This is a genomic window from Amycolatopsis camponoti (genome assembly GCF_902497555.1).
In the GTDB taxonomy this organism is placed as follows: domain Bacteria; phylum Actinomycetota; class Actinomycetes; order Mycobacteriales; family Pseudonocardiaceae; genus Amycolatopsis; species Amycolatopsis camponoti.
The window spans coordinates 2,009,862-2,034,181 of sequence record NZ_CABVGP010000002.1; the positions used below are offsets into that span (position 1 = coordinate 2,009,862).

The 24,320-nt window shown below is 73.3% G+C and carries 21 protein-coding genes; 11 read left to right on the forward strand and 10 right to left on the reverse strand.

Features of this window, described 5'->3' with window-relative positions:
• The first annotated feature begins 23 nt into the window (after positions 1-23).
• Positions 24-701, forward strand: coding sequence for a GNAT family N-acetyltransferase (locus AA23TX_RS29820; protein WP_155546098.1), 678 nt, complete (start codon positions 24-26; stop codon positions 699-701).
• Here AA23TX_RS29820 and AA23TX_RS29825 read toward each other — a convergent pair.
• Positions 698-1,123, reverse strand: a complete 426-nt coding sequence (locus AA23TX_RS29825; RefSeq protein WP_155546099.1) for a DUF2269 family protein — start codon at positions 1,121-1,123, stop codon at positions 698-700. The two genes, AA23TX_RS29820 and AA23TX_RS29825, sit on opposite strands and share 4 nt — an antisense overlap.
• 135 nt (positions 1,124-1,258) lie before the next feature.
• Between AA23TX_RS29825 and AA23TX_RS29830 the strand changes: the two genes are divergently transcribed.
• Positions 1,259-1,615 carry a hypothetical protein gene (locus AA23TX_RS29830; protein WP_155546100.1) on the forward strand — a complete coding sequence of 119 codons (357 nt, stop codon included), beginning with the start codon at positions 1,259-1,261 and terminating at the stop codon, positions 1,613-1,615.
• On the opposite strand, the gene AA23TX_RS29835 is transcribed toward AA23TX_RS29830, so the two are convergent.
• The 6 genes from AA23TX_RS29835 to AA23TX_RS29860 all read right to left on the reverse strand — a co-directional run bounded on the left by AA23TX_RS29835 (position 1,612) and on the right by AA23TX_RS29860 (position 9,556).
• The gene (locus AA23TX_RS29835; RefSeq protein WP_439328780.1) at positions 1,612-2,952 is read right to left on the reverse strand and encodes an APC family permease; all 1,341 of its coding nucleotides are present in this window, start codon (positions 2,950-2,952) and stop codon (positions 1,612-1,614) included. The genes AA23TX_RS29830 and AA23TX_RS29835 overlap by 4 nt on opposite strands.
• A 51-nt stretch (positions 2,953-3,003) precedes the next feature.
• Positions 3,004-4,281, reverse strand: coding sequence for a sensor histidine kinase (locus AA23TX_RS29840; RefSeq protein ID WP_155546101.1), 1,278 nt, complete (start codon positions 4,279-4,281; stop codon positions 3,004-3,006).
• 96 nt (positions 4,282-4,377) lie between these two features.
• Entirely contained in the window at positions 4,378-5,808 is a 1,431-nt protein-coding gene (locus tag AA23TX_RS29845; protein WP_155546102.1) for a carboxylesterase/lipase family protein, read from the reverse strand.
• 175 nt (positions 5,809-5,983) lie between these two features.
• On the reverse strand, positions 5,984-8,158 hold the full coding sequence (locus AA23TX_RS29850; RefSeq protein ID WP_155546103.1) for a xanthine dehydrogenase family protein molybdopterin-binding subunit: 2,175 nt from the start codon (positions 8,156-8,158) through the stop codon (positions 5,984-5,986).
• A complete protein-coding gene (locus tag AA23TX_RS29855; protein ID WP_155546104.1) occupies positions 8,155-9,117 on the reverse strand; it encodes an FAD binding domain-containing protein in 963 nt (320 codons plus the stop codon). Before AA23TX_RS29855 ends, AA23TX_RS29850 begins: the two co-directional genes overlap by 4 nt.
• The gene (locus AA23TX_RS29860) at positions 9,104-9,556 is read right to left on the reverse strand and encodes a (2Fe-2S)-binding protein (RefSeq protein WP_155546105.1); all 453 of its coding nucleotides are present in this window, start codon (positions 9,554-9,556) and stop codon (positions 9,104-9,106) included. The genes AA23TX_RS29855 and AA23TX_RS29860 overlap by 14 nt, the downstream gene beginning before the upstream one ends.
• Before the next feature lie 197 nt (positions 9,557-9,753).
• Here AA23TX_RS29860 and AA23TX_RS29865 point away from each other — a divergent pair, with 197 nt between their 5' ends.
• A complete protein-coding gene (locus AA23TX_RS29865) occupies positions 9,754-10,320 on the forward strand; it encodes a TetR/AcrR family transcriptional regulator (protein WP_155546106.1) in 567 nt (188 codons plus the stop codon).
• On the opposite strand, the gene AA23TX_RS29870 is transcribed toward AA23TX_RS29865, so the two are convergent.
• From AA23TX_RS29870 to AA23TX_RS29880, 3 genes are read right to left on the reverse strand one after another with little or no spacing between them, the layout of a single operon-like run.
• A complete protein-coding gene (locus tag AA23TX_RS29870) occupies positions 10,317-10,676 on the reverse strand; it encodes a hypothetical protein (protein ID WP_155546107.1) in 360 nt (119 codons plus the stop codon). The genes AA23TX_RS29865 and AA23TX_RS29870 overlap by 4 nt on opposite strands.
• A gap of 53 nt (positions 10,677-10,729) precedes the next feature.
• Positions 10,730-12,223 carry a CoA-acylating methylmalonate-semialdehyde dehydrogenase gene (locus tag AA23TX_RS29875; protein WP_155546108.1) on the reverse strand — a complete coding sequence of 498 codons (1,494 nt, stop codon included), beginning with the start codon at positions 12,221-12,223 and terminating at the stop codon, positions 10,730-10,732.
• Positions 12,224-12,231: 8 nt separating this feature from the next.
• Entirely contained in the window at positions 12,232-13,131 is a 900-nt protein-coding gene (locus AA23TX_RS29880) for a Cgl0159 family (beta/alpha)8-fold protein (RefSeq protein ID WP_155546109.1), read from the reverse strand.
• A gap of 117 nt (positions 13,132-13,248) precedes the next feature.
• Here AA23TX_RS29880 and AA23TX_RS29885 point away from each other — a divergent pair, with 117 nt between their 5' ends.
• From AA23TX_RS29885 to AA23TX_RS29920, 8 genes are all read left to right on the forward strand, one after another.
• Positions 13,249-14,043, forward strand: a complete 795-nt coding sequence (locus AA23TX_RS29885; protein ID WP_155546110.1) for a GntR family transcriptional regulator — start codon at positions 13,249-13,251, stop codon at positions 14,041-14,043.
• Between the two features lie 62 nt (positions 14,044-14,105).
• On the forward strand, positions 14,106-15,128 hold the full coding sequence (locus AA23TX_RS29890) for a ferritin-like domain-containing protein (RefSeq protein ID WP_155546111.1): 1,023 nt from the start codon (positions 14,106-14,108) through the stop codon (positions 15,126-15,128).
• A 36-nt stretch (positions 15,129-15,164) separates the two neighbouring features.
• The gene (locus AA23TX_RS29895; protein WP_230862763.1) at positions 15,165-16,481 is read left to right on the forward strand and encodes a hypothetical protein; all 1,317 of its coding nucleotides are present in this window, start codon (positions 15,165-15,167) and stop codon (positions 16,479-16,481) included.
• Positions 16,478-17,473: a hypothetical protein gene (locus AA23TX_RS29900; RefSeq protein ID WP_155546112.1), complete on the forward strand. Its 996-nt coding sequence runs from the start codon at positions 16,478-16,480 to the stop codon at positions 17,471-17,473. The genes AA23TX_RS29895 and AA23TX_RS29900 overlap by 4 nt, the downstream gene beginning before the upstream one ends.
• 1 nt (position 17,474) lies before the next feature.
• On the forward strand, positions 17,475-20,435 hold the full coding sequence (locus AA23TX_RS29905) for a hypothetical protein (protein WP_155546113.1): 2,961 nt from the start codon (positions 17,475-17,477) through the stop codon (positions 20,433-20,435).
• Positions 20,436-20,487: 52 nt separating this feature from the next.
• Complete coding sequence (locus AA23TX_RS29910) at positions 20,488-21,015, forward strand: hypothetical protein (RefSeq protein WP_155546114.1); 528 nt, start codon at positions 20,488-20,490, stop codon at positions 21,013-21,015.
• Positions 21,016-21,036: 21 nt separating this feature from the next.
• Positions 21,037-21,834: a DUF3592 domain-containing protein gene (locus tag AA23TX_RS29915; protein ID WP_155546115.1), complete on the forward strand. Its 798-nt coding sequence runs from the start codon at positions 21,037-21,039 to the stop codon at positions 21,832-21,834.
• A 114-nt stretch (positions 21,835-21,948) separates the two neighbouring features.
• Positions 21,949-24,312: a penicillin acylase family protein gene (locus AA23TX_RS29920; protein ID WP_155546116.1), complete on the forward strand. Its 2,364-nt coding sequence runs from the start codon at positions 21,949-21,951 to the stop codon at positions 24,310-24,312.
• The last annotated feature ends 8 nt before the right edge of the window (positions 24,313-24,320 follow it).

Sequence of the window (24,320 nt, forward strand, 5' to 3'; positions counted from 1 at the left end):
GCGGTTCCGGGGATCCTGGCGGTATGGCTTCTCCGCTGGACAACCCGGCTTGGGCGTCGCTGACCGGGCCGCACGCCCGCTTCGCGGAACGACGCGGGCGCGTGGTGCGCTACCTCGAGGACGTCGCGCCCTTCCTCGGCCTCCCCGGCGACCCGGACGAGCAGGACTGGCGGGACGTCGCCGAGCTGGCCGGGCCGGGAGTCGTCGTGCTCACCGCCGCCACCGCGCCGCGGCCGCCGTCCGGCTGGGAGGTGCTAGACGCGCTTCCCGGCGTCCAGCTCGTCGACGAGGGTGTCGCGGCCGCGCCGGACCCCGAAGCCGTGCGGCTGGGGCTCGCGGACGTGCCGGAGATGCTGGACCTCGTCGAGCGGACGAAGCCCGGGCCGTTCCGGAAGCGGACCGTCGAGCTCGGCACGTACCTCGGGATCCGGCGCGGCGGCGCGCTGGTGGCGATGGCCGGCGAGCGGCTGCACCCGCCGGGCTTCACGGAGATCAGCGCGGTGTGCACGGACCCGGCGTACCGCGGGCAGGGCCTCGGGACGCGGCTCGTGCTCGCCGTGGCGGCGGGCATCCGCGAGCGCGGCGAGACGCCGATGATGCACGCGGCCGCGAGCAACACCTCCGCGATCCGCCTCTACCTTTCGCTCGGCTTCGCCCTGCGGCAGCGGCCGGACTTCGTCGCGGTCCGCGTGCCCGGCTAGGCGCCGGTCGAGGAGCCGGGCCGCACGATCATCAGCACCGTCACCGCGGCCCACAGCAGGTTGAACACGCCCGTCACCATGGCGAGCCTGCTCAGCTTGCCCGAAGTGGACTCTTCGGCCAGCAGCCGCCGCTGCCGGGGCAGGACCAGCAGCGCGAGCACCGCGGCGGCGACGGCGGTCAGCCCGATCGACGTGAGCAGCCACGGGTCGCCCATCACGTGCATCGTGCCCGCCACGCCGAAGCCGAAGACCGGCACCGCGATGGCGGCGTAGGCGTACACGCGGCAGATCCGGTGCAGCACCTTCGCGATCTTGAGATCACCCTTCCGGACGGCGGCGGGGAACATGCTGGCCGCGACGGCGACCGGGCCGACGGCGAGGATCGCCGCCAGGACGTGGACCGAGAGCAGGATTTTCGACACGCGCCGAAGCTACCGATCTTCGCGCGGGCCGGGCAGTGGCTGGAATGCCAAGAACCGCCGAGTTCCGGCCAACCACCTCCGGATGTCGAATCCGATCGCCGCCCTTCGACGAACAGGTAGCGAAAGGGGACCACGATGACCGCCACGACCCGCACCACCGCCCGGATCCGCAGCCTGCCGGTCCTGCTCGCCACCGAAGACGACGCCGAGGACATGGGCCTGCTGGCGCCGGACGACCGCCTGACCTGCCACGTGCACGGCCGGTGGATCCACCAGTGCGTCGCCTCGCCGGCGCACGTCAGCCCGGTCACCCGCCACCGCTGGTGCCGCGGCTGCCGGACCGAGCTGTGCGTCGCCGTCGACGAGCTGTCCCTGGCCGTCGCGATGACCTGCCCGCGCTGCGGCCACGGCGGCAGCGCCGCCACCTCCCGGCTGACGACGGCCTGCCGCGCGAGCCTGGCCGCCGAGCGCGACGCCCGGCGCGCCGCCTAGCTGGACACGGCTTCGAGCCCGAGCTCGTCCAGGCCCGCGTAGACGTCCGGCCGGCGACGCCGCAGCCACATCGCGAGCGCGAGCCCGCCGGCCACCGCCACCGCCACCGCCAGCAGCCACGGCAGCAACGCGATCGCCGGCGCGTCGGACCCGGCGAGGGTCGGGAAGTTGAGGAACGCCAGCGTCGTCACGGCGATCAGGCCGAGCCCGCCGAGGCCGGGCGCCACCGCCGTGCGCCAGATCCGGGGGTCGCGCCGCCGGCGGAAGAACGCCACGACGGCGACCCCGGCCAGGGCCTGCAGCGCGATCACGCCGAGCGTCCCGATGCCGGTCATGCTGGCCGTGAGGTCGGCGAGCGGGTCCAGCCCGGCCAGCGCGTACACCGCCGCGATCAGCGTCGCCACCCCGATCTGCGCGCCGCTGGCGACGTACGGCGCGCCGTTGCCCGCGTTCGTCCGGCCGAGGACCGCGGGCAGCACCCGGGCCCGGCCGAGCGCGAACAGGTAGCGCGTCGCCGAGTTGTGCAGGGCCAGCAGCGCCGCGAACAGGCTGACGACCAGCAGCAGCATCATCACGTCGGTGAGGAGCGAGCCGAGGTAGGTGTGGCTGATCGAGAAGACGAGGTCCCCGGTGGCGAGGTGGTCCTGTGCGGTCTTGCCGGCCTCGGCGACGCGCGTCGCGCTGACCACCGCCCACGTCGTGAACGCGGCGAAGACGCCGATGAGCACGATCGCCGTGTAGGTCGCGCGGGAGATCGTCCGGTGCGGGTCCCGGGCCTCCTCGCTGAACAGCCCGGTGGCCTTGAAGCCGACGAAAAGCGTTGAAGGCGAACAGGAACGCGACCCCGACCGAGCCGGAGAACACCACACCGGGTGCGAAGGCGTGGACGTCCAGCCCGGTCCGGACGGCGACCGCGACGTCGAGGACGAGCAGGATCGACACCTCCAGGACCAGCGAGACCCCGAGCACCTTTCGTCCCGACCGCGCCGGCGACGATGCAGTTGTAGCCCAGCAGCGCGATCAGTGCCGCGACCAGGCCCAGCGGACGGCCGAGGCCCTTGGTGACGTAGACGTAGAACCCGCCGGCGCCGGTGACGACCTTGCTCATCTGCGCGTAGCCGACGCCGAAGAGCACGAGGATGACGGCGGCGAGCGGGAACGCGCCGGGCATGCCCCCGCCGTTCCCGAGCGCGATGCCCAGCGCCGCGATGACGACGATGCCGGTGAGCGGCGCGACGGCGGCCAGCACGAGGAAGACGACACCCGGCGTGCCCAGCGCGTCCCGGCGCTGTGCGTCGGACATGGGAATCTCCTCCCGCGGTGGCTTGTCCGGGCATGGTGCGCCCGGGAGGTCACCGCGGTCTTGGACCCCAGCGCAGAAGCGTTGTCTAGCTCGGCACCCACATCGTCACGCGGGTGCCGCGGCCCGGCTGGGAGTCCACCGTGCCGTGGCCGCCGACCTCGGCCAGGCGGGCCACGATCGACTGGGTGATGCCGAAGCCCGGCGGCCGGTCGTGGACGTCGAAGCCCTGGCCCTGGTCGCGCGCCACCACCGCGATCCCGCCGTCGCGCTCCTCCACCCGCAGCACCACCTGCTTCGTCCCGGAGTGCTTCACCGTGTTGCGCAACGCTTCCCGCACCGCCTCGCACATCGCCGTGCGGCGGTCCTGCGACAGCTTGTCGTCGTCGGCGAAGTCCGCGGCGACGAGCTGGGTGCGCAGGCCGTCGCGGGCCATCTCGGTCGCGACGTCGGCGAGCTCGACCGCGAACCCGCGCGCCGTCCCGTTCGGGATCGGCTCGGTGATCTGGCGGCGGATCTCGGCGGCCTCGGCCTTGGCCACCGACCGCACCTCGGACAGCCGGCTCACGGCGTGCGCGTCGTCGCCCGGCGCGGAGATGGCCAGCGCTTCCAGCGTCTGCAGCACGCTGTCGTGCATGATGCGCCGCGTCCGGCGGCGCTCGGCCTCGCGCCCGCGCCGGATCCCGATGTCGACCGCGAACCGGGTGCCGGCGCCGAGCAGGATGAGGATGCCCGCGGCCAGCACGATCGCCACGCCCAGCGCGACCATGCAGCCGATCGACCGCGTGATCGCGAGCTGGTTCGTCAGCGGCAGGCCGCCGGCCAGGGTGAGCGCCGCCCGGAGCGGGACGGCCGCCACCACCAGCCACAGCGCCGAGGGCAGCCCGGACGTACCCGCCCACATGGCCACCGCGCTGACCACCCAGGTCCAGGCCACGTCGACCGCGAACGGCTGCACCGCCGCCGGGGCCGTCGCGGCGACGGCGAAGTTGAGCGCCACTCCGACGGCCAGGTCCAGCGCCAGCGCGCGGCCGGTGACGCGGGCCCGCAGCCCGCCCGCGCGCAGCACCCAGGCCACCGCGCCGGCGTTGGCCGCGACGGCGAACACCGTGGCGGCGAGCACCGGCCCGAGCCCGAGCCTGCCGTTGGCCGCGGCGAACCCGATGAACACCTTGACGAACGCCGCGATCCGGTAGGCCAGCGGCACGACGACCCAGTAGCGCGCGGCACGGGCGAGCGTCGCGTCCCCGATGGCGGCCAGATCACTGTGGTCGTCGGGAGGCTCGGCCGGTTCCGCGGGTGTGCCGCTGCGCAACAGCGTGCGAACGAGCGCGCGCGGCGGCGCGGCGGAGCCCGCCTCGGGCATCGGTGGTCCCCATTTCATCCGGCCGTCCGGGCGGTCTGAGCCTGGCAGCGCGGCAGGGGCGTCGTCAACCGCTCGCGGGGTGGGGCCGAGCAGGGGTCAGTAGGTGTGGAACAGCGTGTCCTCGTCCGTGTACTCCGCCCAGCCGGGCGCGCCGGTGGCGGCGAAGCGGTACCAGGCGCCGTTCAGGTCGCGCGCCAGCTCCCGCGGCGGCTGCTCGCCCAGCAGGCCCCGCGGCCCGGACACCGGCCCCAGCGCGTCGAACACGAACGGCAGCTCGAGCCCGTGGCACGCGCCCAGCGCGCCGTCGAGCAGCGGCGAACCCCACTCGAACTCGTACCGGAAGGTTCGGCCGCCGTGGTGCTCGGCCAGGTCGCGGACGCCGTCGCGGAAGACCAGGTCGGTGAGGGCCGCGACGAGGACCTCGCCCGCCGAGCGGTCCGAGCCGAGGCCGTACCGCTGGAGCACGCCGGCCGGGTCGGGGTGCGACACCGCCAGCGACGCCACGGCCTGGTCGTCGGTGACGGCGTCCAGCGCGCCGGTGGGCACGAGGTAGAGCCGCATCTCCTCGCTGCAGCTGCCGACGACCAGGTCGACGTCGCGCCCGGCGCCCGCCCGGATCGCCTTGGCCGGGTGCTGCGGCAGGACGTCGTCGCCGACCATCGGGAGGAACGGGCTGAGGCCGTACCCGCGGTCGTAGCCGAGCGCGTCGCGCAGGTCGGGGGCGCCGCCGGGCCGCAGGACGGCGTCCTGGGCGTCGAGCAGCTGCTCGGTCGAGACCTTCCGGAACGCCTCGGCGGTCGGCTCGGCCTTCAGCTCGTCGGCGATCACCCGGGCGAGGCGGCGTGACTGGACGCCGTCGCGCACCATGTCCGGGTGTCCACTCTGGACGATGGCGCGGTGGAAGAGTCCCGTCGAGAGCGGGGAGCCGAGGAGGCAGGCGACGCTGACCGCGCCGGAGGCGGCGCCGAAGAAGGTGACGTTGCCGGGGTCGCCGCCGAACCCGGCGATGTTCTCCTGGACCCACCGCAGGGCCGCGAGCTGGTCGCGCAGCCCGAGGTTCGTCGTGCCGCCGTCCAGCGGCAGGAAGCCGTCGACGCCGAGCCGGTACTGGACGGTCACGAGCACCGCGCCGGCGTGCGAGAACGAGGTGCCGTCGTAGACCGGCGCCGACCCGGTGCCGCCGAGGAACGCGCCGCCGTGCACGAACACCAGCACCGGCAGTCCGGCCGCGCCGAGTTGCGGGGTCCAGACGTCGACCGTCAGGTACTCCGGGCCCGGCCGCCAGCCGGTGCCGGTGAGGGGGGAGAGGTCGAGGCCGGGCACGTCGTGCCGGCGCTGCGGTGCGGTCGGTCCGGGTCTGCTCGTGTCGCGGGTGTCCTCCCACGGCGGGGCCGGGACGGGTTCGGCGAAGCGCAGGTCGCCCTCGGGCGCGGCGGCGTACGGGATGCCGCGGAACAGCGCGAAGCCGGCGGCGGTGACTTGACCGCGGACCGCGCCGGACGTGGTGGGGACGACGGGGTCGGTCATGCCGGGGGGTCCCTTCGAGGAAGATCGGGCGAGCGCCCGTCAGCCTAGGACCGGGGACGGGCCGCCGTCATGGGCGATCCGCCGAGAGTTGTCGCGGATGGATAACGGCGCCGGGCTCGTTGCGCCAGGTGGCCGAACGCCGGGGTGGGACGCACGCGCGTCCCACCCCGGGCGATCAGTCCTCGAGCAGATCTTCGATGGTGATCGGGATGTGCCGGACCCGGATGCCGGTGGCGTTGTACACGGCGTTGGCCACCGCCGCCGCCATGCCGACCGTGCCGATTTCGCCGAGGCCCCGCGCGCCCACCGCGTTGTGGAGGGTGTCCGGGTACTCGACGAAGTGGACGCCGACCTCGGGGATGTCGGCGTTGACCGGGAGCAGGTAGCTCGCGAAGTCGCCGTTGGCGAGCCGGCCGTTCGCCTCGATCTCCAGGCCCTCGTGCAGCGCGGCCGAGACGCCCCAGATCATGCCGCCCATGATCTGGCTGCGGGCCGCCTTGTCGTTGATGATCCGGCCCGCGTCGAACACGCCGAGCATCCGCGACACCCGGGCCTCGCGCGTCCACTTGTGCACGCGGACCTCGACGAACTGGGCGCCCCACGAGGCGAAGGAGTGCTTGGTCAGCTCCTCCCCGGGTGCCGAGGTGCCGGTCACCTCGAGCGATTCGCGCCCCACGGTCCGCAGCAGCTCGCCGTAGGTCATCGACTCGCCGTCGGCGAAGACTCGGCCGTCGGCGTAGGTGACCTCCCGCCCTTCGAACGGCGCGCCGGGGTCGGCGGCGAGCGCGGTCAGTTCGTCGATCGCCTTGGTGGCGGCGAGCATGATCGCCGTGCCGGCGCTCGCCGTCGCCGTCGAGCCGCCGGACATGCCGCCCGGCGGGAGGGCGGAGTCGCCGAGGCGCGGGGTGATCCGGTCCGCCGGGATGTCCAGCGATTCGGCGCCCACCAGGGAGAGCACGGTGAGCAGGCCGGTGCCGGGGTCCGCGCCGCTCGTCGCGACGACGGCGGTGTCGTCCGCCCGCAGGGTGATCCCGACGGTGGCCGGGAACCGCAGGGCGGGGAACACCGCGGTGGCCACGCCCATGCCGACGAGCCAGTCGCCGTCGGTGCGCGAGCCCGCCGGGTGGTGCGCCCAGCCGAAGCGGTCCGCGCCGACGCGGAAGCACTCGTCGAGGTGCTTGCTCGACCACTGCAGGTCGTGGCCGGGCGGGGCGGTCGAGTTGTTGCGGACGCGCAGCTCGATCGGGTCCATGCCCAGCTTCACGGCGAGCTCGTCGACCGCGCTCTCCAGCGCGAACGACCCGGGTGCCTCGCCGGGAGCCCGCATGAACGTCGTCGGCGGGACGTTCAGCGGCACGATCTTCTGGGAGATGGACAGGTTCTTCGTGGCGTACCACTCGCGCGAGGTGCCGTGCGACGTCGGTTCGACGAACGACCGGGCGGTGTCGGTGTGGCACCACGAGTCGTGGCGCAGGGCCACCAGGGTGCCGTCCGGCTCGGCGCCGAGCGCGAGCTTCTGCACCGTCGCGGCCCGGCCGGCGGTGGCGGTGAAGACCTGTTCGCGGGTGAGCGCGGCCTTCACCGGCCGGTTGAGGGCGCGGGCCGCGGCCGCGGCCAGGAACGCCGGCGTGGACGTCCGGCCCTTGCCGCCGAACGCGCCGCCGACGAACGGGTTGATCGCGTGGACGGCCGCCGGCGCCAGCTCGAGGGCCATGGAGACCTCCGCCGCCTGCATGTTCGACGCCTGGTTCCCGCTGTAGATGGTCAGCTCGCCGTCGTCCCACACCGCGACCGCCGAGTGTGGCTCCATCGCGGCGTGGTTCTGCGTCGCGGTCGTGTAGGTCGCCTCGACGACCACCGGGCTCGCGGCCAGGGCGGCGTCGAAGGATTCGACGCCGTCTTCGAGCACCTCGATTTCCGGCGGTGCGCCGTCCATGGCCGGGGGCGCGGGTTCGGCCGAGTCGAGGTGTTCGGCGAGCGAGGTCCGGGCGGGCCGCTCGCGGTAGGCGACCTCGACGAGCCCCGCCGCGTCCCGGGCCTGCTCGAACGTCTCCGCGACGACGAACCCGATCGGCTGGCCGTAGTAGGTGACTTCCTTGTTCTGCAACGGAACCCACGTCTCGCCGAAGGGCGGCATGCTCGGGGTCTGCAGCGTCAGGGGGTCGAACGGCGTGTACACCTCGAGCACGCCGGGTGCGCTCTTCGCCGCGGTGGCGTCCACGGCCTCGATCTCGCCGTGCGCGATCGTGCTGAGCAGGACGTAGCCGTAGACCATGCCGGAGAAGGTGCGGTCGGCGCCGTACTTGGCCTCGCCGGTGACCTTCTGCGGCGCGTCGAGCCGGGTGATCATCGGGAGCTCCCCTCGGTCAGTTCGAGCAGGGCGCGGACGATCGTCCGCTTCAGCAGCGACACCTTGAAACCGTTGTCGGACAACGGGTGCGCGCCGTCGGCGGCCACGGCCGCGGCGGCTTCGAACGAGGCCTGGGTCGCCGGGGCGCCGCGCAGGGCGTCCTCGACGGCGGGCAGGTGCCACGGCACCGTCGCGACGCCGCCGGCCGCGACCCGGGCGTCGGCGATCTTCCCGTCCTGGACATCGAGCGCGACGGCGGCGGAGCACAGCGCGAACTCGTAGGACTGCCGGTCGCGCACCTTGACGTAGGTGGAGTTCGCCGCCCAGTCCAGCCGCGGCACGACGACCTCGGTGATCAGCTCGCCGGGACGCAGGTCGTTCTCCAGCGCCGGGGTGTCACCGGGCAGCTGGTAGAAGTCGCGCAGCGCCACTTCGCGGGTGCCTTCGGCGTCGGCCAGCAGCAGGCGCGCGTCGAGCGCGACCAGGGCCACGGCGACGTCACTGGCGTGCGTGGCGACGCAGGAGTCGCTGGTGCCGAGGATCGCGTGCATCCGGTTGGCGCCCTCGATCGCGGAGCAGCCGCTGCCGGGCTCGCGCTTGTTGCACGGCATCGCGACGTCCCGGAAGTACGAGCAGCGCGTGCGCTGCAGCAGGTTCCCGCCGATGCTGGCCATGTTCCGGATCTGCTGGGACGCGCTCAGCAGCAGTGCGCGCGAGATCGCCGGGTACACCTGCGGGTGCGCGGCGATCGCGCTCATCCGCTCCAGCGCGCCGAAGCGCAGGCCGTCGCTCGTGTCGATGCCGCGCAGCGGGACCTGGTTGATGTCCAGGACGTGCTGGGGCGTGAGGACGTCGAGCTTCATGAGGTCGACCAGCGTCGTGCCGCCGGCCAGGAAGGTGCCGGGCGTCGCGAGTGCCTCGTCGACGGTGGTGGGGGCGGTCAGCTCAAAGGGACGCATCGGCCCGCCTCGCCTGCTCGACGGCCTTGACGATGTTCGGGTAGGCCGCGCACCGGCAGAGGTTGCCGGACATGAACTCCCGCACGTCCTCGACGTCCTGCTCGACGGCGGCGACCGCCGACATGACCTGCCCGGCGGTGCAGAACCCGCACTGCAGGGCGTCCTGGTCGACGAACGCCTGCTGCACCGGGTGCAGCCGGTCCTCTGTGGACAGTCCTTCGACGGTGGTCACCGGCTGCCTGACGGTGGCGGCCAGGGTGAGGCAGGAAAGCACGGGCCGGCCGCCGACGTGCACGGTGCAGGCGCCGCACTGCCCGCGGTCGCAGCCCTTCTTCGGGCCGGTGACGTCGAGGCGCTCGCGCAGCGCGTCGAGGAGGGTCACACCGGGATCGACGTCCAGGTGTTCGGTACTGCCGTTGACTTCGAGTGAGATGTCCACTGGTCTCTTTCCGCAGCTCGTCCGGGTGGGTGCCTGACGGTGGTGGTGGCGGCGAACGGGGAGCGGATAGTCATCCGCTTCACCCGTTCGTGAGGCTAGCGGATTACAATCCGGTTCGCAACGAACCAGTCACGCTGGAGTCGCTCCAGGTCTGGGTTAGATTCGGCGAACGACAACTTCGGTGGACGGGAGGGACGATGACGACGGGTTCGGTCAGCCCCCGGCGCGCGGACACCCGGCGCAACCACGAGCGCATCCTCGTCGTGGCCGCGGAGTCGCTGGCCCGCACCGGCGAGGTCTCGTTCAACGCGATCGCGAAACAGGCCGAGGTCGGCGTCGGCACGGTGTACCGGCACTTCCCGACGCCGGAGTCGCTGATCCTCGCGGTGTACGAGCGCGAGGTGCGGCAGATCGTCGACATCGTGCCGGTGCTGCTGGAGGGACACGCCCCGGACGAAGCGTTCCGGGTGTGGGTGACCGATCATCTCGCGCACTACATGATGACCAAGAAGGGGCTGGCCGACGCGCTGCGCCGCGCGACGGCGTCCCGCGGCGAGCTGCCGGCGAGCGCGTACGAGGCGATGGTCGGCGCGGTGTCGGAGCTGCTGAAGGCCAACGAGGCGGCCGGCACCGTGCGGCCGGACCTCGACCCGCTGGTGGTGCTGCGGGGCCTGGCCGGGCTGCTGCTGCTCGACCCGAACGCCGACTGGCGCGGCGACGCGGCGGGGCTCGCCGAGCTGCTCTGGCACGGGATGGCGTCCTAGGCGTCGCCGTCGAGCCGGACCGTCACCGTGACGCGGCCCTTTTCGTCGCGCCGGGCGACGGCATGACCGGTGCGTTCCGCGTCGTCGAGTTCGAGGGACAGCGGACCGCCGTCGCCGGTGAAGTTGCGCCACCACTTCTTCGCCTCCGGCAGCATGACGCCGATGGTGATGACGTCGCCCGTCCGCCGGTAGCCGACGGGAGTGCTGAACGTGCGGCCCGACCGCCGGCCCGTGTAGGTGACCTGGGTGAGGTGGCGACGGACCAGCCCTCCCCAGCGCGGGGACGTCCGGAGCGAGCCGACGCACGTGTTGAAGCGGACGACGGCGTTTTTCGGGAGTGGACCTCGGTAACCCATGACGGCCACCCTACCAAGAAGCGGAGACTGGTGTTCCGCTTCTGCTCGGGGCCTCAGCTGGAGGTGGGGAAGGTGAACCCCGCCGCCGAGGTGCTCGTGTGCGGCCAGCGCGTCGTGACCACCTTCGCGCGCGTGTAGAAGTTGACGCCCGCCGGGCCGTGGATGGGGCTGTCGCCGATGAGGGAGTCCTTCCAGCCGCCGAAGGAGTAGTACGACATCGGGACCGGGATCGGCACGTTGACCCCGATCATGCCGACCTTGACCTCGCGCTGGAACGTGCGCGCCGCCTCGCCGCTGCCGGTGAAGATCGCCGTGCCGTTGCCATAGGGGTTGGCGTTGATGATCGCGATCGCCTCGGCCACGGTCTCCGCGCGGACGACCGCCAGCACCGGTCCGAAGATCTCTTCCCGGTAGGCCTGCATGTCCGTGGTGACGTTGTCCAGCAGGGACGGTCCGACGAAGAAGCCTTCCTCGTGCCCGTCGACGGTCAGGCCGCGGCCGTCGACCACTACCGACGCCCCTTGCTCCGCGCCCCGCGCGACGGCGTTCACCACGCGCTCGCGAGCGGCCTCGGTGACCACCGGGCCCATGTCGCTGGCCGGGTCCGAGCCGGGACCGACCTTCACCTCGCGGGCCTTGCGCTCGAGGATCTCGACCAGCTTGTCGCCGGCCGCCCCGACGGCGACGCCGACCGAGATCGCCATGCACCGCTGCCCGGCCGAGCCGAACGCGGCGGCGGTCAGCTGGTTCGCCGCGTACTCCAGGTCGGCGTCGGGCAGGACGACCGCGTGGTTCTTCGCCCCGCCGAGTGCCTGGACGCGCTTGCCGGCCGCGGTCCCGCGCTCGTGCACGTACTTGGCGACCGGGGTCGAGCCGACGAACGACACCGCCGCGATGTCCGGGTGGTCCAGGATCGCGTCGACCGCCGTCTTGTCGCCGTGGACGACGGTGAACACACCGTCGGGCAGCCCGGCCTCGGCGTAGAGCCGCGCGACGAAGTTCGACGCCGACGGGTCACGCTCGCTCGGCTTGAGGACGAACGTGTTGCCGGTGGCGATCGCGACCGGGTGCATCCACAGCGGGACCATGATCGGGAAGTTGAACGGCGTGATCCCGGCGACGACCCCGAGCGGCTGCCGGAAGTCGTGCACGTCGACGTCGCGCGAGACCTGGTCGGAGAAGCTGCCCTTGAGCGCGTCGGCGATGCCGCAGGCGTACTCCACGACCTCGCGGCCGCGCACGATCTCGCCGCGGGCGTCGTCGACGACCTTGCCGTGCTCGCCGGAGATGATCCGCGCGAGCTCGTCCTCGTGCTTCACCAGCAGCTCGCGGAAGGCGAACATCACCTTGGTCCGCTGGGACAGCGAGGAGTCGCCCCACGCCTCGAAAGCCTTGCTCGCGGACGCGACCGCGGTGTCCACATCGGACGCTTCGGCGAGCAGGACCTGCGCCTGCCGCTTCCCGGTGGCCGGGTCGTAGACCGGGGCCGTGCGGGTCGAGCCCGCGGACGTGGCGGTGCCGTCGATCCAGTGCTCGATGGTGTTCACGGTGCTCCCTACCGGTAGTGGCGCTGAGCCTGCTGGGTGCACAACAGCCCCACCGCGGTGTCGACGGCCTTGGCGACGTCCCCGTCGTGCGGGTAGAGCAGTGAGCGCCCGACGACCAGGCCCTGCACGGTCGGCAGCGCCAGTGCCCGCTGCCAGGCCGCGAACGCCGCGTCCGCGTCCTTGACCTCGCCGCCGAGCAGGACGGCCGGCAGGGACGAGGACGCGAGCACGCGCTCCATGTCGTCCACCACCGGCAGCTTGAGCCAGGTGTAGGCCGACGAGCGGCCGAGCGCGGCGGCGATCGTGATCGACTTGATGACGGCGTCGGGGGAGAGGTCGTTCTTGATCCGGCCGTCGGTCCGGACCGACAGGAACGGCTCGACCATCGCGATCAGCTTCCGGTCGGCCAGTGCGTTGACGGCCTTCGCGGTGTTCTCCAGGACGCTCGGCGTGGCCGGGTCGTCGAGGCAGATCCGGGTGAGCGTCTTGCCGCCGTCGAACCGCATCCGCTCGATCGCTTCGGCGTCGTAGCAGGCGAAGCGATCGTCGATCTCGAAGCTCGACCCGGCCAGCCCGGTGCGGTTCATCGACCCGATCACGGTCTTGCCGTCGAGGACGCCGAGCAGCAGCAGGTCGTCGATCACGTCCGCGGTCGCGAGCACGCCGGTGACGCCCGGCCGTTCCAGGGCCAGGCACAGCCGCTCGAGCAGCTCGCCCCGGTCGGCCATCGCCGACGGGTTGTCGCCCACCGCGTTGGCGCCGCGGGCGGGGTGGTCGGCGGCGATGATCATCGTCCGGCCTTTGTCGTTGAACGGCGACCGCGCCCGCACCCGGTTCGCGGCCGCCTCGGCGATCGCTTCCGGGTCGTGCACCCGTTTCGCGACGAGACGTCGCAGCATGTCGGTCACAGTTCCGCTCCTTCGGCCGGTACGAGAACGACAGTGCCAGAGCCCCGAAGACTTTGTCAAGACATATGGACAACAGGTCATCCCTACCGCACCGCGGAGCGCGGTAGGCTTCCCCCGATGAGCACCCCTCCGCCGTCGTCCCGCGTGGACGTCACGCACCCGGCCTGGGACCCCGGCCGGGAGATCGTGCTGGACCCGGGCAGCCCCGAGCCCCTGTACCACCAGGTTTCGCAGCAGCTGCACGCCGCGATCGAGGACGGCAGGCTCCCGGCGGGTGCCCGGCTGGGCAACGAGGTGGACCTGGCGGCGAACCTGCGGCTGTCGCGCCCGACCGTCCGCCAGGCGATCCAGACGCTGGTCAACCAGGGCCTGCTCGTGCGGCGGCGCGGCGTCGGCACCCAGGTCGTCCGCACCAAGGTGGCGCGGCCGCTGCGGCTGAGCAGCCTGTTCGACGACCTCGCCGGCCTCGGCGGCAAGCCGGAGTCGGTGGTGCTGGCCAACAGTGTGGCGGACGCCGACGCGAAGGTGGCCGAGCTGCTGGAAGCGCCGGGCCTGACGCGCGTGCGGCGGCTGACCCGCATCCGCTCGACCGACGGCGAGCCGCTCGCCTTGATGAACAACTACCTGCCCGACGGCGTCATCGATCCGACCGACGAAGAGCTGCGCGACAAGGGTCTCTACCAGCTGCTGCGCTCGGCGGGGGTCCGCCTGCACGCGGCGGAGCAGCACATCGGCGCCCGGCTGGCGACCGAAGAGGACGCGGAGCTGCTGGACGAGACGCCGGGAGCGGCTCTGCTGACCATGCAGCGCACGACGTACGACGACTCGGGCCGCGTGGTCGAGTACGGCTGGCACGTCTACCGCGCGTCCCGCTACGCGTTCAACCTCTCGCTGACCAACGGCCCTCAGTAGTCACAAGCCGGTGCGGCGTCTTGTCTCAGCTGCCGCAACCGACCCGACGAACCGAGGTAGCCATGGACACGCTGGACGATCTCCGCCGCCACCTGCAGTGGGCGATCGAGCTCGAGCACGCGACGATTCCCCCTTACCTGTGCGCGCTGTATTCGCTCGACCCGGCCCGCAATCCCGAAGCCGTGCAGGTGGTCGGGTCGGTCCTGGCGGAGGAGATGCTGCACCTCGCGCTGGCCGCGAACCTGCTCAACGCCGTGGGCGGTTCGCCCGCACTCGACACGCCCGCGCTGTTGCCGCCCTACCCGCATCCGCTGCCGCACGGCGATCGTTCCGTGCACGTCCACCTGGCGCCGTTCGGTGCCGAAGCCCTCGAGCTGTTCCTGCGCATCGAGCGGCCCGCGTCGGCGGACGCGCCGCCGGAATCGGACGAGTACGAGACGATCGGCCAGTTCTACGCCGCCATCGAGGCCGGCTTCCGAACGTTGTGCGACGAGCTGGGCGAAGCCGCGGTCTTCACCGGCGACCCGGCCCGGCAGATCGACGCGTTCCACCTCCGCGGCGGAGGCGGTGAGGTCATCGCGGTGCACGATCTGAAGTCCGCGATGGCGGCGCTGGCGGAGGTCGTCGAGCAGGGCGAGGGCGCGGCCCGCACCGACGTCTGGGACGGCGACCGCGACGTCTTCCACCCCGACCGCGAGGAGGTGGCGCACTACTACCGCTTCCAGGAGCTGCGTCTCGGCCGCCGCTACCGCACGGGCGACACCCCGGCGTCCGGCCCGTCCGGGGACGAGATCGCGATCGACCCCGACGGGGTGCTGCCGATGCGTCCCGATCCGCGGACGGCCGACTACCCGGAAGGCAGCGCGGTCCGCATCGCGCAGGAGGCGTTCAACCAGACCTACTGTGTGCTGCTTTACCAGCTGGAGCAGGCGTTCACCGGCGACCCGGGGCAGCTGCGGGACGCGATCGGCACGATGTACGCGCTGCGGGCCCAGGCGGTGGCGCTGATGAAGATGCCGAGCGGGGACGGGCGGACGACGGCGGGGCCGACCTTCGAGTACGTGCCGCCGGAGCGGCGGAACTGACGGGGCTGTCGCGTAGGGTGCGATCGGAGCGAGGGGGTGGCGGTGACGGGAGCGGGCAAGCCCCGGCTGCGCTCGGTCGTGCTCGCGGCGGCGTGGCGGCGGATTCCCGATGTCGAGGTCCTCTCGGCCGGGGACGGCGGCCCGCTGACCCGCACCGTCAAGAAGATCATCGACCCGCTCGTCGTCCGCACGGCGGCGCGGCCGAAGCTGGGCCGTCCGCTGCTGGAGCCCGCCGCCGCGGCCGAGGTCACCGAGCTGGTCCTCGCCGACGCATCGCGGTTGCGGGCGACGGCCGCGTGGTTCGTGCACCTCAAACGGCAGCGGCGCGCGCTGCGGATCACCGCGGGCGACGTCCAGGACGTCTGCTTCCCCTTGGCGTACGAGCTGGCGACGGGATACGGCATGCCCGGACCGGACGCCCCGGAAGCCGCGGCGTCGGCATTGCGCGAGCTGCACGGCGAAGGTGACGAAGCCGGCGTCGCGCAGCTGATCGCGTATCTCGCCGATCCCCGGGCCGCCGCGGACCTGACCGCCGCGCTGCACCGCCGCTGGCACACCGACGCCGGTCTCTCGCCGGACGACGCCGTGGTGCTGCTCGGCCGGTTCGCCGAAACCCTCACCGATGCCGCCTGGCTGGCCGGTTCCGCCGCGGGGCACGCCCTCGGCCTGGCGCTGCGCCGGCCCGGGGGAGCCGACGCGCTCGCCCGGGCCGCCGAGGCCGCTTCCGGCTCCCCGGCGCCGGATCTCGGTCTGCAGCGCGGCGATCGCACCGCCGTCCCGCCCCTGCGGCGGCAGGACGAAGCCGGCCCCGAGCTCCTCGAACGCAGCGTCGAACGGCGGGTGCGCGCCACCCTGCGCCGGCTCCCCGCGGGCGAACGGGGAGCCGTCGCCGAGCTCGTCGACGACGAAGCCCGCCGCGTCGTCGCCGGGTTCGGGCTCGGTTTGCCCGCGCTGGCCACGTGTTTCGCGCTCGGCGTCGTCCTCGCGCCCGCCCTCCGGCCGCTCGACGGCGCCGCACCCGGGACCGTCCCCGGGTTCGCGCGGCAGCTCAACGCCCAGGTCGCGCGCGAGGGGTACGTGTTCCACGCGCGCCGCGCGCTGGCCGGCACCACGCCGCTCACCCCGCGGCCCGACGACGAGCTGCTGCGCGAGCTGCGTGAGTTCGGCAAGCAGTTCCTCGGCCGGCTGTGGATCCGCCTGCACGGCTTCGACGTGCGCGGTGACCTCCCGGCCGACGCGGCGGACGTGCGGGACCTCGTCACCGGCGTCGTCCGGTCGACCTCCCTGGACCTGCGGACGAAGGTGCGCCGCGCGCTCGTGGCCCGGCTGCCGGACCTGGAGGCGGTCTCGTGACGCACCCGGTGCACACCCCCGTCGTCGCGGCGGACGGCGGCCTCGTCCGCTTCGCCCTCACCGATCTGCTCGCCGGCGTGCCCGGCTCGATGCGCGTCGAACTCACCGACGCCGGGGCCGCGGAACCCTGGCTGACCCGGCTCGTCGGCGAGGAACGCGCCCTCGATGCCCTCGTGTCCGGGCGCGTCGATGTCCCCGCCCGGCCGGAACTCGCCACCCTCGCGCTGCTGCTGTGGGCTCGCCGGTGGTGGCCCGCGAGCCCGACGCTCGGGATTCCCGCGTTGGACCCGGCGCTGCTGGACCTCGAAGCCGCGGTCGCCACCGCGGAGGTGGCCGAAGGCATGCTCGACGGTTTCGAAGCCACCCCGGCGGACCTGTTCGACGCGGCCGTCGACGGGCTCGCCGCGACGCCGGTGGCGGACGAGGTCCGGGGCCTGTGCACCAGGTTGTCGGCCTGGTTCGACGGCCAGGACGACGTCGTGCGCGCCGAAGCCGCGGCCCGGCTGGCGGCCGCCGTGACGCCGGGGCAGCGCGCGTATGCCCTGGCCGCGGGCATCGAGCCGGCCGCGTCCGGGGAAGGCGTCGTGACCGAGGGCCGGGAGAGCGTCGACTGGGCGCGGGTGCCGCCGGGCATCCTCGACGCCGCCGAGAACACCGTGACCTGGCGGGTCGTCGCGGCGCCGACGGCCACCCGGCTGGAGGTCGAGGTCGCCGGAGCGTTCGCCGACGCGACGCTGTCCGCCTTCGCGACCCGGGACGGCGAGGTCGTCGCGGAAGTCCCCTTGCGCTGGGGCGTCGGGCGGTTCGCCGGCGCCGTCGATCTCGCCCCTCCCGTCCCCATCGGACTGTTCGTCGGCGTGACTCCCGAGGACCTCGCCGGGACGACGGCGGAAGACCGGGCCGAGGTGGTGGCGCTCGTGCGGGCGCGCGAGGCGCTGCCGCCGGAAGCCCGGACGCTGGCCGAGCGCGCGGCCGCCGACGGGGAGTTCTGACGTGCTCGTCGGCCTGCCGCCGCCGTTTTCCCCGCCGGACCGGCCGGTGCCGGACGCGCTGGCCGGGGCGAGTTCGCACGGCTACAACTGCCGGTGCGTCGCCGCTCATTTCGGCTTGGACCCGGCACCCTACGGCGAACTTCCCGCGTGCTCGCTCACCGACGCCGAGTACCAGGAGCTGGCCGGTGAAGCCGTCGAGGTCCAGCGGGAGGCCAAACGGCTCGCCGCGGCACGGGACATCGCGGGCGCACAACGGTTGTACGGCCGGATGCGGCAGATCGCGCAGCGGCTCGACCGGAGCGACTTCGAACTCGCCGCGGTCAGCGACCTTGCCACGGTCTGCTATTCCGCGGGGGACCTGCGCAATGCCCGGCAATGCGCCGAAGCCGTGCTCGCCGCCTTCGAGGTGGGCACGGCCGCCGCCGTCCACTTCGGACAGTACGCCGAGCTGCGGACGATGGAAGGTTCCCGTGAGGTGGCCGATCGCGTGCTGATCTCACTGTCCACCGAGGACGGTGAGATCGCGCGGGCCCGTGAGCTGATCGCCGGACAGCGGCACCGGGCGGCGCTGCGGAAGGCCGCCGGACCGGAGCAGTACCCGCCCGAGCTGCTCGACCCGCACGGCACCGACGAGCTGGAGCTGCGCATCCTCGAGGTGCGCGTCCAGGTGGCCGCCGGCGATCCGGCCGGGGCGCTGACCGCGCTCGACGAGATCCTGAGCACGCCGGCCTGCGACCACTCGCCTTCCTTGAAGGCGATGGCCCAGGCCGAGCGCGCCCGCCTTCGCCGCGCCGGCGGTCAGGACGCCGACGCGCGCGCCGATCTGGTCCGGCTCACCGCGGACCACGCCGCGAAGTACGCCGTCGACCTGGCGACCGACCGTGCGCTGGCCGGTGACTTCCCGGGCGCGGTCGCGGCGATCGTCGCCGCTCGCGACGACCTCGCGACGGCGGGCGCGTCCGGCGACGTGGCGGAGGCGAGCCACGCGCTGGGGACGTTGCTGCTGCTCGCGGGCGACGCCCGGCAGGCGCGGGACCAGTTCGAGCACGCGGGCAAGATCTGGACGGCTCACGAAGACACGCCCGGCCTGCGACGGCTCGACGTGGCGCTGGCCCGGTGCGCCGCGGCGGACGGCGACTGGACGACCGCCGAGGAGCACGTGACGCGGGCGCGGGAGTCGGCGCGCGCGTCCGGCGAGTGGCTGGAGTGCCTGCACACGGACTTCGTCGCGGCCACGATCGGCTACGCGCGCGGCGACGACCTGGGCGCGTTGCTCGACCTGCTGCTGCCGCTGGCGCTGGCGGCGGCGGACTACCGCTTCGAGTTCGCGTCGCCGCGGGCCCGCACGGCGTGGGCGCGCGACGTCGCGGGACCGGCGACCGAACTGGTGATGGCGCTGCTGATGCGGCTGCGGGAGCCGCGGCTGGCGGCGGAGCTGGTCGAACGCACCTGCGCCGTCGGGGCCTACACCGAGGGACCGTCGCTCGAACTCACCGGGACGGTTCCCCCGCTCGAAGTGGCGCCCGCCGGTGACCGGCTCCCGCTCGCCGCGCTGGGCAGCGTGACCGCGTCGCTGCCGCTGCGCCTGGCCCCGCCGCCCGCCCTGCGGTGGTCCCCGGCGTCGCCGATGGAACTCGATCGCTGGCTCGACATCGCCGCCGAGCGGTATTCGTCGCCCCCGAGGGAAACTCCGGTCGTGCGCACCTGGCCGGCCACGGCCAGGGAGACGTTCCTCCTGCGGTACGCCGACGCCGGGCACACCTACCTCACCTGGCGGACGACCGGCGACCTCGACGACGTCCACACCCACTCGGTCGACGCCGCCCTCGTCGCGACGGCTCGCGAGTACCTGGACGCGGCTTGCCCGACGCCGCACGAGGGTGAGAGCGTGCCCGACGCCGTCGGCCGCGCGCTGTCCGCTTTCGCCGGCGAACAACGCCTGGCTCGGGTCCTCGGCTTGAACCTGCTGCCGGCCGATCTCGTCGCGCGACTGCGGGAGGCCGCGGCCGGAGGACGGCGTCCGCTGCTGCGCGTGCAGCCGTCGCCGAGCCTCGCCGCGGTGCCGTGGGGGCTGCTCGCCCTGCCCGACCGGCGGCCGGACCGCGTGCTCGAACCCGGCGAGGAAAGCAGCTGCTTCGACGGCGACGAGCGCGTCCTGGACGTCGCCGACGTCTCGCTGCTCGCGCCCGTCGGGATCCCGCGCCGTCCCCCGGCGCCGCCCGGGCCACCGGTGTACCTGCTCGACCCGCGGATCCCCGGCCAGAGCGCGTTCGGCGAGCTGGGCTCGGTGCTCGGCAAGCAGGACGCGGCGTCGCCGCTGATCCGCCACCTGGACGCGCGGATCGCCGAAAGCGCGGTCCGGCCGGCCGCCGCACGGGGCCTCGACCTGGTCCGCCGCACCGACACCGACCGGCGGCTGCTCGCGCGGCTGCTGGCCGGGCCCTGTTCGCGGCTGGTGTACGCCGGGCACGTCAGCCGGGTCCGCGACGAGCACGGCGCGCAGACCGCGCTCCACCTGTCCTGTACGGCCGACCTGCCCGGCACGGCCGAGCCGATCGGGGCGCACCGGCCCTTCACCGCCGCGGACCTCGCCCTGTCCGAAGTGGACGCGATGCCGGCGCGGGTGGCGCTGATCGGCTGCGCCAGCGCGAGCGACTTCGGCCTGCCCGAGCCGTTCGGCGTCCTGCTCGCCGCGGTCGCGGCCGGGGCCCGGCTGGTGGCCGCGACGCTGTGGGCGCTGCCGACGTCGGCGGCCGCCCCCGGCGCGGACCCGATGGCCGAGCTGGTGATCGCCGTCGACACGGCACTGGCCGGCGACGACCCGGTCGGAGAGCTCTGCGCGTGGCAGCGGACCCGGCACGCGCGGTGGCGCGAACGGGCCGAGCCGGAGCGTTCGCCGGTCTTCTGGGCGGCGCTGACCTGCCTCGATGCCTCCGATGACGGGCAAACCTGGGTTCGGTAGCAGCGCGCTCCGCCGAAGCTGTGTGCACACCACACAGCGAAAGGCGGGACCGATGTTCAAGAAGATCCGCGACAAGGTCAACGAAGCCACTCAGCAGGGCATGGCCCGCGGCGCACAGGACTTCCGGCAGCACGCCGAGCAGTTCCGGCAGGCCGCGGCGGCGCAGGGGTACGACATCACCCCGCAGCTGCCGACGCCGCAGCTGGCCGCGCAGGCGTTGCGCGGCCTGGCCGCCGACCCGGACATGGCGGCGTTCATGGCGCTCCCGCCGGAGGAGCAGCTGCGCCAGCAGCAGGAGCTGCAGGCCTACGGCACCGAGCTGCGACGGCTGTACGACACGTGCGAGCCGGCCACGCTGGTGATCCGCGCCCTCGAGCCGACCGGCAAGACGATCGCCGGGCAGGCCCAGTACACGGCGACGCTGGAGGTCACCCGCACCGGCGGCACCCCCTACCGGACGGTGACCCGGCTGATCGCGCCGCAGGCGACGATCCAGCAGTACGCGCCCGGCACCCGGCACGAGGCCCGCGTCGACCCCGCCGACCCGGCGAAGGTCGCCGTGTTCGGCCCGATCGACTAGGCGGCCGCCGTGTACGGATTCATGTCCGGCCTGTCGGACCCGCCTCGCAGCGGCCGCCGGGCCGGCCGTCGGCTGTGGCTCCTGGGGATCCCGACGACGCTCGCGTGGGCGGCCGCGGGCTGGTCCGGAGCGCTCGGGATGCTGGACGGCTTCCGGCTGATGTCGCTGAACCGCCTCGACTCGTGGGGGGTCGACGCGGGCTCGGCGGCGTCGCTGGTGCTGTTCTTCAGCGTCGCGGTCACGGTGGCGTCGTCACTGGGGTTCGCGATGCTGTGGGGCGCGGGGATGTCGGTGAACCGCCTCGGCATCGGCTTCCGGGCGAGCTCGCTGACCGCGGCGCTGGGCGTGGCGCTGGGCAGTGGCGTCGCGATCCCGTCGTGGACCCCGCCGGAGTCGGTGGGGCAGCGGCTCCCGTTCCTCGACGGGAAGGCCGAGCCGTGGTCCGACGTGGACTGGGTCGTGTACTACGAGCCGTACCTCCTCCCGGCGGTGTCCGCGCTGGTGGCCCTGGTCCTGATCGTCGTTCTGCTGCGGGCCTTCCTGAGCGAAGCGGAGGAGGAGGACCGGACCGAGGCGCTGCGGCAGCGGGGGCGGCGGGTCACCGGGCACGTGGTGCACGTCGAGTTCACCAACGTCTGGGTGATGGGGAACCCGCGGTTCGTCGTCCACGTCCGGTTCCCGGCGGAGACGGGGGAGCGCACGGTGGTGGCGACGATGGTGACGTCGCTGTTCCAGGCGCCGTCCCGCGGCTCGGCGGTGACGGTGCGGTACGACCCGCAGGACCCGGAAGCGGTGCTCGTGGAGCCCGGTGTGCCCTAGCCGATCAGGGCTCGCGCTCGCGGCCCGGACCCCTAAGGGGGCTCGTGGGACCGTGCCGCGGGCGGGGAACATACCGGACGAACCCGGTATCGAGCCCCGAACGAGGAGAGCACCATGGCCACACGCCGGCCGGTCATCCGCGGCCTGATCCTCGCCTTGGTCGTGCTCCTCTTGGCGCCGGTCCCGGGTGTCGAGGCGGCGGCCGGCCCGCGGTACGCCGTCGCCGGCCTGCACCGGCCGGTCGAGCTGCTCGTCGACAAGTGGGGCGTGCCGCACATCTACGCGGCCGACACCAGCGACCTCTTCTTCGCCCAGGGCTTCAACATCGCCCGCGACCGCCTGTTCCAGATCGACACCTGGCGCCGCCGCGGGCTCGGGACGCTCAGCGACGTGCTCGGTCCGTCCTATGTGGAGCAGGACCGCGCCGCCCGGCTGTTCCTCTACCGCGGCGACATGGACGCCGAGTGGGCGTCCTACGGCCCGGAGGGCAGGCTCGCCGCGACCCGGTTCGCCGAGGGCATCAACTCCTACGTCGACTGGCTGGGCCGCAACCCCGCCGCGCTCCCGCCGGAGTTCGCCAAGCTCGGCTACCAGCCCGCCCGCTGGCGCCCGCAGGACGTGGTGCGGATCCGTACGCACGCCATCGGGGAGAACCTGATGTGGGAGGTCGCCCGCGCGAAGCTGGTCTGCCTGGCCGGCCCCGGCGCGAGCCGCTACCTGCGTTCCCTCCACCCGGACCACGAGGCGGCGGTGCCCGAGGGGCTCGACCCGTGCTCGGTGCCGGACGACGTGCTCAAGGTGTACGACCTGGCGACCGCCTCGGTGAACTTCACCGGCGCCGGTCTGCAGACGAAGGACATCGCCGACGCGACGTCCGGCAGCAACGCCTGGGCGATCGGGCCGGGCCGGACGGCGTCGGGCCGGCCGATCCTGGCCAACGACCCGCACCGCGGCGCGGACGCCCTGCCCTCGGGCCGCTACGTCGCCCAGCTGTCGGCGCCCGGGCTGAACCTCGCCGGGGCGGGCGAGCCGTGGAACCCGGGGATCGCCATCGGGCACAACGAAAACATCGCGTTCGGCCTGACCAACCTGCCGATCGACCAGACCGACCTCTACATCTACGAGCTCGACCCGAACGACCACACCCGCTACCGCTACGGCACCGGCTGGGAGCGGATGACCACGCTCACGGAGTCCATTCCGGTGCGCGGCGGCACCTCGGTGACCCGGGAGCTGTCCTTCACCCGGCACGGCCCGGTCGTCAAGGTCGACGAGGCGGCGCACCGGGCGTTCGCGGTCCGCACGGCGTGGACGCAGCCGGGCAGCGCGGCGTACCTGGGCAGCCTGAACTACCAGCGCGCCACGAACTTCGACGAGTTCACCGCGGGCATGCGGAAGTGGGGCACGCCGGGCTCGAACCTGGTCTACGCGGACGTGCGGGGGAACATCGGCTACGTCCCGGCGGGGCTGACGCCGCGTCGTACGGGCGCCGGTTACGACGGCCTGCTGCCGGTCCCCGGTGACGGTCGTTACGACTGGAACGGCTTCTACGCGAACCGCGAGCTGCCGGGGCAGTACAACCCGCCGTCCGGCTACTTCGCCTCGGCCAACGACTTCAACATCCCGCCGGGCCACCCGGTGGTGTCGAACTACGAATGGCAGCTGCCGTACCGCAAGCAGCGCATCGACGAGCTGATCGAGTCCCACCCGGGCGCGACCGTCGCCGGCTCGCTGGCGCTGCAGAAGGACGAGAAGTCGCTGGTGGCCACGCAGCTCCTCGAGTTCGTGCGCGGACTGTCCTCATCGGACCCGGACACCGCGAAGGCGTTGGAGCTGCTGCGTGGCTGGGACGGCGTCGCGTCGGCGGGGTCGCCGGCGGCCGCGCTGTACGAGACGTGGATCATGAAGTACCTGCACTACGTCTGGGCGCACGCGGTGCTGCCCCAGGCCGCGGCGGACGCGCTGGTCCGCACGATCAACCCCGACTTCAGCCTGATCATCGCCTCGTTCCGCGACCCGGCCGGATGGCTGGGCCCGGACGGAGCAGCGGTGCGCGACCAGCTGATCCTGAGCTCGCTGCCGGTGGCGTTCCGCGACGTGGCGAGCCAGCTCGGCCCCGACCCGTCGACGTGGCACTGGGGGACGCTGCACCACAACGAGTTCAAGCACCCGCTGGGCACCCCGAACGTCGGCCCCACCCCGATCGGCGGCGACTACCACACGATCCACCCGTCGTTCTTCCACCCGCTGACGTACGCGCAGATCATCGGAGCGACGTTCAAGATGGCCCTGGACGTGGGCAACTGGAACGGCTCGGCGGCGATCAACGCACCGGGGCAGTCGGGGGACCCGCGTAGTCCGCATTACAGCGATCTGAACGGCCTGTGGGCTTCGGGTGGGTCGTTCCCGCTGCTGTACAGCCGCGGTGAGGTCGAGCGGAACCTGGACGTCCGGATCCGGCTGGAGCCGGCCGGCTGACCCTTTGC

Bases quoted from the DNA above. Each gene is read 5' to 3' on its own strand.
- AA23TX_RS29870 (WP_155546107.1), bottom strand. From the start codon at position 10,676: ATGGGTTACCGAGGTCCACTCCCGAAAAACGCCGTCGTCCGCTTCAAC.
- AA23TX_RS29855 (WP_155546104.1), bottom strand. From the start codon at position 9,117: ATGCGTCCCTTTGAGCTGACCGCCCCCACCACCGTCGACGAGGCACTC.
- AA23TX_RS29910 (WP_155546114.1), top strand. From the start codon at position 20,488: ATGTTCAAGAAGATCCGCGACAAGGTCAACGAAGCCACTCAGCAGGGC.
- AA23TX_RS29865 (WP_155546106.1), top strand. From the start codon at position 9,754: ATGACGACGGGTTCGGTCAGCCCCCGGCGCGCGGACACCCGGCGCAAC.
- AA23TX_RS29835 (WP_439328780.1), bottom strand. From the start codon at position 2,952: ATGCCCGGACAAGCCACCGCGGGAGGAGATTCCCATGTCCGACGCACA.
- AA23TX_RS29850 (WP_155546103.1), bottom strand. From the start codon at position 8,158: ATGATCACCCGGCTCGACGCGCCGCAGAAGGTCACCGGCGAGGCCAAG.
- AA23TX_RS29920 (WP_155546116.1), top strand. From the start codon at position 21,949: ATGGCCACACGCCGGCCGGTCATCCGCGGCCTGATCCTCGCCTTGGTC.
- AA23TX_RS29885 (WP_155546110.1), top strand. From the start codon at position 13,249: ATGAGCACCCCTCCGCCGTCGTCCCGCGTGGACGTCACGCACCCGGCC.
- AA23TX_RS29840 (WP_155546101.1), bottom strand. From the start codon at position 4,281: ATGCCCGAGGCGGGCTCCGCCGCGCCGCCGCGCGCGCTCGTTCGCACG.
- AA23TX_RS29820 (WP_155546098.1), top strand. From the start codon at position 24: ATGGCTTCTCCGCTGGACAACCCGGCTTGGGCGTCGCTGACCGGGCCG.
- AA23TX_RS29845 (WP_155546102.1), bottom strand. From the start codon at position 5,808: ATGACCGACCCCGTCGTCCCCACCACGTCCGGCGCGGTCCGCGGTCAA.
- AA23TX_RS29890 (WP_155546111.1), top strand. From the start codon at position 14,106: ATGGACACGCTGGACGATCTCCGCCGCCACCTGCAGTGGGCGATCGAG.
- AA23TX_RS29915 (WP_155546115.1), top strand. From the start codon at position 21,037: ATGTCCGGCCTGTCGGACCCGCCTCGCAGCGGCCGCCGGGCCGGCCGT.
- AA23TX_RS29830 (WP_155546100.1), top strand. From the start codon at position 1,259: ATGACCGCCACGACCCGCACCACCGCCCGGATCCGCAGCCTGCCGGTC.